This window comes from Mycobacterium sp., assembly GCF_044342925.1.
Taxonomy (GTDB): domain Bacteria; phylum Actinomycetota; class Actinomycetes; order Mycobacteriales; family Mycobacteriaceae; genus Mycobacterium.
In genome coordinates this window covers 1-8,732 of sequence record NZ_JBIIOV010000138.1, presented here as the reverse complement: position 1 = coordinate 8,732, position 8,732 = coordinate 1, and the positions used below count along the sequence as shown (strand labels likewise).

The 8,732-nt window shown below is 68.1% G+C and carries 10 protein-coding genes and 1 tRNA gene; 5 read left to right on the top strand and 6 right to left on the bottom strand.

Going from position 1 to position 8,732, the window contains the following annotated elements; all coding sequences use genetic code 11:
- A partial coding sequence (locus tag ADBZ6I_RS13585; protein WP_526384690.1) for a carboxyl transferase domain-containing protein occupies positions 1-618 on the bottom strand: 618 nt, incomplete at its 3' end.
- A gap of 58 nt (positions 619-676) precedes the next feature.
- Between ADBZ6I_RS13585 and ADBZ6I_RS13580 the strand changes: the two genes are divergently transcribed.
- The gene (locus tag ADBZ6I_RS13580) at positions 677-1,342 is read left to right on the top strand and encodes an SACE_7040 family transcriptional regulator (RefSeq protein WP_526384688.1); all 666 of its coding nucleotides are present in this window, start codon (positions 677-679) and stop codon (positions 1,340-1,342) included.
- Between the two features lie 117 nt (positions 1,343-1,459).
- Here the strand turns inward: ADBZ6I_RS13580 and ADBZ6I_RS13575 are convergent, their stop codons facing one another.
- A complete protein-coding gene (locus tag ADBZ6I_RS13575) occupies positions 1,460-1,663 on the bottom strand; it encodes a hypothetical protein (protein WP_526384686.1) in 204 nt (67 codons plus the stop codon).
- A 124-nt stretch (positions 1,664-1,787) separates the two neighbouring features.
- Between ADBZ6I_RS13575 and ADBZ6I_RS13570 the strand changes: the two genes are divergently transcribed.
- A complete protein-coding gene (locus tag ADBZ6I_RS13570) occupies positions 1,788-2,567 on the top strand; it encodes an MmpS family transport accessory protein (RefSeq protein WP_526384684.1) in 780 nt (259 codons plus the stop codon).
- A 1-nt stretch (position 2,568) separates the two neighbouring features.
- Here ADBZ6I_RS13570 and ADBZ6I_RS13565 read toward each other — a convergent pair whose 3' ends face one another.
- Positions 2,569-3,900 carry an MFS transporter gene (locus ADBZ6I_RS13565; protein ID WP_526384682.1) on the bottom strand — a complete coding sequence of 444 codons (1,332 nt, stop codon included), beginning with the start codon at positions 3,898-3,900 and terminating at the stop codon, positions 2,569-2,571.
- A gap of 46 nt (positions 3,901-3,946) precedes the next feature.
- On the opposite strand from ADBZ6I_RS13565, the gene cmrA reads away from it, so the two are divergent.
- Positions 3,947-4,747: a mycolate reductase gene (gene cmrA, locus ADBZ6I_RS13560; RefSeq protein ID WP_526384680.1), complete on the top strand. Its 801-nt coding sequence runs from the start codon at positions 3,947-3,949 to the stop codon at positions 4,745-4,747.
- A gap of 26 nt (positions 4,748-4,773) precedes the next feature.
- On the opposite strand, the gene ADBZ6I_RS13555 is transcribed toward cmrA, so the two are convergent.
- From ADBZ6I_RS13555 to ADBZ6I_RS13545, 3 genes are all read right to left on the bottom strand, one after another.
- Entirely contained in the window at positions 4,774-5,445 is a 672-nt protein-coding gene (locus ADBZ6I_RS13555) for a sterol desaturase family protein (protein ID WP_526384678.1), read from the bottom strand.
- Positions 5,442-6,164 (bottom strand): FadR/GntR family transcriptional regulator, encoded by a 723-nt coding sequence (locus tag ADBZ6I_RS13550; RefSeq protein WP_526384676.1) that lies wholly within the window; start codon positions 6,162-6,164, stop codon positions 5,442-5,444. Before ADBZ6I_RS13550 ends, ADBZ6I_RS13555 begins: the two co-directional genes overlap by 4 nt.
- 119 nt (positions 6,165-6,283) lie before the next feature.
- Positions 6,284-7,870 (bottom strand): helicase HerA-like domain-containing protein, encoded by a 1,587-nt coding sequence (locus ADBZ6I_RS13545; RefSeq protein WP_526384674.1) that lies wholly within the window; start codon positions 7,868-7,870, stop codon positions 6,284-6,286.
- 83 nt (positions 7,871-7,953) lie between these two features.
- Between ADBZ6I_RS13545 and orn the strand changes: the two genes are divergently transcribed.
- The gene (gene orn, locus ADBZ6I_RS13540; protein ID WP_526384672.1) at positions 7,954-8,601 is read left to right on the top strand and encodes an oligoribonuclease; all 648 of its coding nucleotides are present in this window, start codon (positions 7,954-7,956) and stop codon (positions 8,599-8,601) included.
- A gap of 62 nt (positions 8,602-8,663) precedes the next feature.
- Positions 8,664-8,732 (top strand) — tRNA-His (locus tag ADBZ6I_RS13535).

The following is an 8,732-nucleotide window of genomic DNA, read 5'->3' as shown; positions in this document are numbered from 1 at the left end:
CACCAGCGGCGGCCCGCCCAGGAAGATGGTGCCCTGGTTGCGGACGATGACGGTCTCGTCGCTCATCGCCGGCACGTAGGCGCCGCCTGCGGTACACGACCCGAGCACCGCGGCGATCTGCGGGATGCCGGCGGCGCTCATGGTGGCCTGGTTGAAGAAGATGCGCCCGAAGTGATCCCGGTCCGGGAACACCTCGTCCTGGCGCGGCAGGAACGCCCCGCCGGAGTCCACCAGATAGATGCACGGCAGCCGGTTCGCCGCCGCGATCTCCTGGGCGCGCAGGTGCTTCTTGACGGTGACCGGGTAGTAGGTGCCGCCCTTCACCGTGGCGTCGTTGGCGACGATCATGCATTCGCGTCCGGACACCCGGCCGATGCCGGTGATAATCCCGGCCGCCAGGCATTCGTCGTCGTATAGGCCGTCGGCGGCAAGGGGTGCGATTTCCAGCAGCGGACTGCCCGGATCGAGCAGGCCGTCGACCCGGTCGCGCGGGAGCAGCTTGCCGCGGGAGACGTGACGGTCCCGGGCCCGCTCCGGTCCACCGAGCGCTGCGGCAGCCAGTTTGGCTCGCAACTCGGCGACCAATTGCAGGTGCGCCTCGCGGTGCGGTGATGCCATCGACTCAACCTTTGGTTAATGATCACTAACCGAATGTTAGGTTAATGAAGATTAACCCATGACTGGCACCGAACTCACACGGCGTGGTCGGCAGAAGTCCGACCGGCGCTCGAAGCTGCTCACCGCCGCCGGACAACTCATCGCCGAGCGGGGGTTCCTCGCGGTACGCCTGGAGGACATCGGCGCGGCCGCCGGGATCAGCGGCCCCGCGATCTACCGCCACTTCGCCGGCAAAGAAACGCTGCTGGTCGAGTTGCTCGTGGGTGTCAGCACCCGCCTGCAAGCCGGCGGGCAGGCGGTGGTGGACGGCGCCGCCGACGCCGCCGACGCACTGGCCGGCCTGATCGAATTCCATCTCGACTTCGCCCTCGGTGAGCCGGACCTCATCCGGATCCAGGATCGCGACCTGCCCAACCTTCCGGCGCCGGCGCAACGCCAAGTCCGCCGGGCGCAGCGCCGCTACGTCGAGACATGGGTCGGGGCGCTTCGCGACGTCAATCCCGCACTGGACGAGGACACCGCGCGGGTGATGGCCCACGCCGCATTCGGACTGCTCAACTCAACGCCCTACAGCGTGCGGCCGAGCGCCCGCAGCACCTCACCGGATCCGTCGCGGGAGGTGTTGCGGGCGATGACGTCAGCTGCGCTGTCGGTCAATACCAGTAGCGGCGGCCGGCGACCGGACGACCGACCGAACCGAGGACCCACAGCACCGCACCGATGATGAGCAGAATGACGCCGAGAGTCCACAGAATCTGGATTTTGAGCACGAAGCCCAGAATGAGCAGAATCGCTCCAAGCACGATCATTGCCGTTCCTCCCTGTATTTGCCTGACAGCGGCTACTGGCTGGGTTGGGGCACGTTGCACTCCGCGACCTTGGGGTTGACCCCGGCGTAGTTCAACGGACCGGCGACGACGGTCAGCGCGATGGACCCGGCCGTCGCGCAGCTTGCGTCGCTACTGGCGAAGTAGCCGCGCTGCCACGTGGCAAACACTCCGATCAGCAACCACACGAACACGATCACTCCGACTGCACCGCGCATCGTGGGTCTCCCTCCAGTTCGCCCGCCGACCCTGGCTGATTTACCCGCACGAAACTTGTTCAAACACCGCCGACCACGGCGGCACCCAGCCGAAAGCCGGTAGCCTGCATGGCGTGAGGCGGGAATGAGCGATCCACGCGGGCCGGGCTGGTCCGACCCGACCGGTGCGGGTGGCAGCTACCCGCCCAACACCGACCCCGCCTACTCCGGGTACTGGGGACCCACCTATTACGGGCCCGGCTACGGCAACCCCGTCCCACAGCCCACCGAACAGCTGACCCCGTACTGGCAGCCCGGTCCCGGCTATCCCGCGCCGCCCCCGCCACCACCGCCGCCGAAGAAGTCCCCGAGGTGGGTGTGGGCCGCCGTGGCGGCCGCTGTCCTGCTCATCACCGGATTGGTGCTGGCGCTGGTGATCGTTAGCAACTCGTCGAAACGTTCGGTCGTCGAGCCCGCCACGCCGACGGCGACGTCACCCCTGCCGCGGCCGGCGACGCCCACCACGCCGCGCACCCGCATTCCGTCGGCACCGTCCAGCCCGGCGCCGATCCCGATTCCGCTACCGCTGCCGTTCCCCAGCGAGCCGCTGGAACCGACCGAGCCGGGGGCGCCGTTGGAGCCTGCGCCGTCGACCGCCACCGAGCCGGTCATCTACAACGTCACCGGTGAGGGCCGCGCCATCAACATCACCTATGTCGACACCGGCGGCATCATGCAGATCGAGTTCAACGTCGCGCTGCCGTGGAGCAAAGAGGTCAACCTGACGGCGCCGGCGCGCAACTCCGCGAGCGTCGCGGTGGTCAACGTAGGCCGCGACGTCACCTGCAGCGTGTCGGTCAACGGCGCACAGGTCCGGCAGCGCACCGGCCGCGGCCTGACGATCTGCTCCGGCCTGGGCGGCTGACTCAGGCCTTCACTGCCGGCTGTTTCGGATCCACGCGCACCAGCACCATGCCGATGAGCCCGGCGACCAGAACCAGGCATATCCCGGCGAACCCGGCGCGGTCGGAGTGGAAGAAGTCGGCGAACACGAAGAACAGCCAGGGCGCGATGAAGGCGGCGGCCCGGCCGGTCATGGTGTAGAGCCCGAAGGCGACGCCCTCCTTGCCCTCGCCGGTCATCCGCAACAGCAGTGTCCGGGCGGCCGACTGAGTAGGGCCGACGAACAGCGCCAGCAGCAGCCCGCACGCCCAGAAGGCGCCGGGACCGGACAGCGCCATCAACGTGATTGACACGACGACCAGCACGCTCAGCGAGGCGACGATGACCGGTTTGGCGCCGAGCCGGTCGTCAAGGCGGCCGCCGAGAATCGCCCCGAGCGCGGCCACCGTGGAGGCGAGCACCCCGAAGATCAGCACATCGGCCTGCGTGAGTCCGTACACGCTGACAGCCAGCACCGCGCCGAAGGCGAAGATGCCGGCCAGGCCGTCCCGGAAGATCGCGCTCACCCCCAGGTAGTAGACAAAGTTGCGGTCGCGCTGCCATTCCCCGCGCAGATCCGACCACAGCTGCTTGTAGGCGCTGAAGATCCCGCCGGGGAGGTCGTTGCGATCCTCGGCGGCGGGGGCGAGCCGTTGCGCGGTGATCAGCAGCGGCAGGCTCAGCACGGCCAGCCAGCAGGCGGCCATCACCATCGCCAGGCGCACGTTCCAGCCGTCCTCGATCGGCACCTGCAGCAGGCCGCGGGTCGGGCCGTCGCCGACGATGAAGCCGAAGTAGATGACCAGCAGCAGCAGCACGCTGCCGGAGTAGCCGGCCGCCCAGCCCAGCCCCGAGATCCGGCCGGCGGTCTGCGGTGTGGACAGCTGCCGCAGCATCGCGTTGTAAGGCACGCTGGCCAGGTCGCCGCAGGCCGCGGTGAGCGCCAGCAGCGCCAGCCCGGCGAAGAGGTACGCCGGATCGGCGCGGATCAGCACCATCGAGGCGGTGAAGGACACCGCGAGCACAGTCAGCACTACCAGCGCCACCCGCCGGCGTTGCGGCACCTGAACCAAGACCCCGATCAGCGGGGCCAGCAGGGCCACCGCCAGACCCGAGACCGTCAGGGTCCGGCCCAGCCAGCTCGCCGGGGAGGTGTCGCCGCCCAGCCCGATGCCGACGCTTCCGGTCAGATACACCGAGAAGACGAACGTCGACACGATGGCGTTCATGCCGGTGGAGCCGCAGTCCCACAGCGCCCAGGCGGCGACTTTCGATCGCGGCGCCCCCGCGGCGACCGTCAACGGGGTACCGGTCATGCGGGCAACCCTATCGCCGGGCGGAGGCGGCCCTACGATTGGCCGCATGCCACTCCCCCTGCCGTCCGCCGACAGTCGAGCCGTCGTCACCGGTGCCTCCCAGGGCATCGGCGAGGCGCTGGCCACCGAACTGGCCGCCCGCGGTCACCACCTGATCGTCACCGCCCGCCGCGCCGAGGTGCTGGAGAGCCTGGCCACCCGGCTGCGCGACGAGTACGGAGTGACGGTCGAGGTGCGGGCCGTCGACCTGGCCGACCCGGCACAGCGCGCCGAGCTGGCCGACGAACTGGCCACCCGCGACATCTCGATCCTGTGCGCCAACGCCGGCACCGCCACCTTCGGTCCGGTAGCCAAACTCGACCCCGCCGGCGAGAAGGCCGAGGTGCAACTCAACGTCCTGGGCGTACACGACCTGGTGCTGGCGGTTCTGCCGGGCATGCTGGCCAAGCGAGCCGGCGGCATCCTCATCTCCGGGTCCGCTGCGGGAAACTCCCCGATCCCCAATAACGCCACCTACGCCGCGACGAAGGCGTTCGCCAATACCTTCAGCGAGTCGCTGCGCGGTGAACTGCTGCACACCGGTGTGCACGTGACCCTGCTGGCACCCGGCCCGGTGCGCGCGGAAATGCCGGAGGATCCGTCACTGGTGGACAAGCTGATTCCGGACTTCCTGTGGATCTCCGTCGAGCACACCGCGCAGCTGTCGCTGGATGCCTTGGAGCGCAACAAGATGCGGGTGGTCCCGGGAATCACATCCAAGGCGATGTCGGTGGCCAGCGGCTACGCGCCGCGCGCCATCGTCACCCCGATCGTCGGTGCGGTGTACAAGAAGCTGGGCGGCGAGTAACCCCGGCCGAAAAAGCTCTGTGCCGCTTAGGCGTTCACCGTGGTGCCGTGCAGGTTCTTGGCCGTCGGGGAGGTCGGCACCGACTGCTGGTCGGGGTAGGTGCCCAGCACCCGGTCGGCCGTGCCGGGCGTGGTGACGCCGAACCAGTAGTGCTCGTTCTTGAAGTGGTGCAAGCGATGGTTGCGATAGATGGTCCGGAACAACCACCTCTTGGGCTTGTAGTCGGTGTGCACCAGATAGTGGCACCACTCGTAGACCACGCCGATGCCGAACACCGTCACCATGAACGTCAGGCCCAGCCCGGTGCGCGGGATGAACACGAGCCCGATGAGCAACGCCGCGGCCAGCGCGCCGAACAGCGACTGCAGCGGGATGAAGATCAGCCTGACGATCTTCGGGTCGACGTGGTGTTCGCGGTGCTTGCGCGCCAGCAGCGAATCGACCATCACCCCGGCGATCCGGCGCGGACGCCAATGCAGGATGACGACGTGAATGATCCACTCCACGAAGGGAAATGCCGCCAGCACGACCAACGGCAGGACCGCGTCGCTCCACTGCCAGTCGCCGACGGCGATACGGGCCGCCAGCGACGCGGCGAACGCCCCACCGAGCAGCCACGGGGTGGGATGGCGCAGAAACTCACGGGCCGCGTCGCCCAGCGTCATGCCGGTCCTTTTAGGTCGCTTGGTTTCGGTCATCGTGACTCCTCCATTGCGGTCAGCGCCGACAGCAGCGCATCGGTGGCGGGTTCGAGAAGCTGACGGGCGGCCGCCTCGGCCGCCGCGGGATCGGCGGCGCCGATGGCGGCGGCCAGGTTCCGGTAGGACTGGATCTGCCCCACTTCGGCGGCCATCATGATGGCCAGCGCCGGCAACGCGGGTTCGTAGGCGGCGCGCAAGGTGTTGAACATCAGCCGGAAGACGATCGAGTCCGCGCCGTCGACCACGTGATCCCAGAACGCCATCGCGTGGTGCTGCTGGCCGACCGGGTCGGCGTCGGTCTCCAGAGCGTGGATCGACTCGTTGAGCCGGGCGATCAGTTCCGGTGTGCGACGACGGGCGGCGAACTCGGCCACCTTGGGACCGTTGTGCAACCGGGCTTCCAGGATGCTGCGGACGACCGAAATGTCGACGTCGTTGCCGCGCACCAGTAGCCGGGGCAGCAGGTCCAGCCCGGCATGGCGACGGAAGTCGCGGACCGTGGTGGCATCACCCTGGCGCACCTCCACCAGTCCGGCCGCCGCGACCCGCTTGAGCGCCTCGCGCACCGCCGGGCGGGACACCCCGAGCACCTCGGCCAGCCGGCGCTCGCTGGGCAGCGACTCCCCGGGGCGCATCTCGCCGCTGAGCACGTCGGCCAGGATCTGCTCGAAGACGTCCTCGGGGACGGAGCGTCGGTTGACCGGCTGCAGCGCCATCGTCACAGCATTGCGCAGGACTGGCAACAGGTCAAGTGGTCAGACCAGTTCCAACCGACGATTTCGGTGCACTAACCGGCGGTCACCGCACGCCAGCGCACCGAAATCGTGCCGAGCGCTTAGCGCCGCCGGCGACCGGTTCCGAAGATGCTCCGGGTGATCTCCCGCCCGATCACCGTCCCAGCCGAGCGCATGGCGCTCTTGAAGGCCGGGTTGTCCATCATCTGCTCCAACATGGACGGCTCGGCCTTCTCCACCGGGGTGGGCATCGGCGGGATGTCGATGCCGGTGGGGATCGGCGGCAGGTCCATCGGCTCCCCCGCGGCCGGGGCCTGCGCCGGCGGGGGCGCCATCTTGGCGGCCAGCATCTCGTAGGCCGACTCGCGGTCGACGCTGGGGCCGTACTTGAGGAACAACGGGCTGGCCTGTGCGGCGGCCTTGATGTAGTCCGGACCGATGGTGTCCATCAGCGAGCGCGGTGAGCGCAGCTTGGTCCACGCCACCGGCGTGGGCGCGCCGCGTTCGGAGAGCACCGTCACGATGGCCTCGCCGATGCCCAATGCGGTCAAATCGGTTGCCAGATCGTAGATCTCGGTCTTCGGGTAGGTGCGCACCGTCTTCGAAAGAGCCTGCTGATCGTCCGGGGTGAAGGCGCGCAGCGCGTGCTGAACGCGCGAACCCAGTTGGGACAGAACGGCATTGGGAACATCGGTGGGCTGCTGGGTGCAGAAGAACACGCCGACGCCCTTGGAACGGATGAGTTTGACGGTCTGCTCCACCTGGCCCAGGAACGCCTTGGAGGCGTCCTTGAACAGCAGGTGCGCCTCGTCGAAGAAGAACACCAGCTTGGGCTTGTCGATATCGCCGACTTCGGGCAGGAAGCTGAACAGGTCGGCGAGCACCCACATCAAGAAGGTGGAGAACATCACCGGCCGGGACGCCTGCTCGCCCACCTCGAAGAGGCTGATGATGCCGCGGCCCTGGTCGTCGATGCGCAGCAGGTCGGCCGGATCGAGCTCGGGCTCACCGAAAAAGGTGTCGCCGCCCTCGGATTCGAGGTTGACCAACGCACGCAGGATCACGCCTGCGGTCTGGCTGGACACCGCACCGAGGGTCTTGAGCTGGGCCTTGCCGTCGTCGGTGGTGGTCAGGAAAGTGATCACCTGCCGCAGGTCCTTGAGGTCCAGCAGCGGCAGGCCCTGCTGGTCGGCGTAGTGGAAGATCAGGCCGAGGGTGGATTCCTGGTTCTGGTTGAGGCCCAGCACTTTGGACAGCAGGATCGGGCCGAACGCCGAGATCGAGGCCCGCACCGGGACGCCGAGGCCGCCGGTGCCCAGCGAGAGGAATTCCACCGGGAACGGGGTGCCCGCCCACTGGTCGCCCGTCTCGGTGGCGCGCTGGGTGATCTTGTCTCCTGCTTCGCCGGGCCGGGACAGGCCGGACAGGTCGCCTTTGAAGTCGGCCATCACCACCGGCACCCCGGCGGCCGACAGCTGCTCGGCGATCACCTGCAGCGTCTTGGTCTTGCCGGTGCCGGTGGCGCCGGCGACCAGGCCGTGGCGGTTCATCATCGCCAGCGGGATGCGGATCTGCGCCGTCGGATCGACCTGCCCGCCCACCATCACCGCGCCGAGTTCGAGGGCCTGACCCTCGGTGGCGTAGCCGGCGGCGATCTGCTGGGCGGGTGACGCTGTCGCGTCGGTCATGGCGAGGCCCTTTCGTGGGTGCTCCGGGTGTGTTTTAGGCCGGTAAAACACTACTTGGTGCGCTGGGCTTACTGTTGATCGCTGTGCGTGATGAATTGGTGTGGATCGACTGCGAGATGACGGGGCTGGACCTGCGCACCGACCGGTTGATCGAGATTGCGGCGCTGGTGACCGACGCCGACCTCAACGTGCTGGGCGAGGGAATCGACGTGGTGATCCACGCCGACGACGAGGCGCTGGGCAACATGGTCGAGGTCGTCGCGCGGATGCACAAAAGCTCCGGGCTGACCGAGGAGGTCCGGGCCTCCACCATCGACGTCGCAACTGCCGAGAAGCTGGTGATGGACTACATCCGCGATCACGTCAAGACCGCCAAGACCGCCCCGCTGGCCGGCAACTCGATCGCCACCGACCGGGGCTTCATCGCCCGCGACATGCCCACGCTGGACAACTACCTGCACTACCGGATGATCGACGTCAGCTCCATCAAGGAGCTGTGTCGGCGCTGGTATCCGCGGATCTATTACGGCCAGCCCGAGAAGGGCCTGGCCCACCGCGCGCTGGCCGACATCCAGGAGTCGATCAAGGAGCTGCGGTACTACCGGGCCACCGCGTTCGTCGCCCCACCCGGGCCGTCTACCAGCGAGATCGCTGACACGGTGGGCTTGCTGAAGGACGACGGCAGCACCGAGCCGGAAAACAATTCGGCCGCTGAGGCTGAAAGCGGCTAGTATCAAGCGCGCCGCACTACAGCGACGCCGTCCTCGCGAGGCTCGTCCGGTGCGGTGATGGTGGCTGTAGTTCAGTTGGTAGAGCACCAGGTTGTGATCCTGGCTGTCGCGGGTTCGAGTCCCGTCAGCCA

Bases quoted from the DNA above. Each gene is read 5' to 3' on its own strand.
- ADBZ6I_RS13580 (WP_526384688.1), top strand. From the start codon at position 677: ATGACTGGCACCGAACTCACACGGCGTGGTCGGCAGAAGTCCGACCGG.
- ADBZ6I_RS13575 (WP_526384686.1), bottom strand. From the start codon at position 1,663: ATGCGCGGTGCAGTCGGAGTGATCGTGTTCGTGTGGTTGCTGATCGGA.
- ADBZ6I_RS13570 (WP_526384684.1), top strand. From the start codon at position 1,788: ATGAGCGATCCACGCGGGCCGGGCTGGTCCGACCCGACCGGTGCGGGT.
- ADBZ6I_RS13565 (WP_526384682.1), bottom strand. From the start codon at position 3,900: ATGACCGGTACCCCGTTGACGGTCGCCGCGGGGGCGCCGCGATCGAAA.
- cmrA (WP_526384680.1), top strand. From the start codon at position 3,947: ATGCCACTCCCCCTGCCGTCCGCCGACAGTCGAGCCGTCGTCACCGGT.
- ADBZ6I_RS13555 (WP_526384678.1), bottom strand. From the start codon at position 5,445: ATGACCGAAACCAAGCGACCTAAAAGGACCGGCATGACGCTGGGCGAC.
- ADBZ6I_RS13550 (WP_526384676.1), bottom strand. From the start codon at position 6,164: ATGGCGCTGCAGCCGGTCAACCGACGCTCCGTCCCCGAGGACGTCTTC.
- ADBZ6I_RS13545 (WP_526384674.1), bottom strand. From the start codon at position 7,870: ATGACCGACGCGACAGCGTCACCCGCCCAGCAGATCGCCGCCGGCTAC.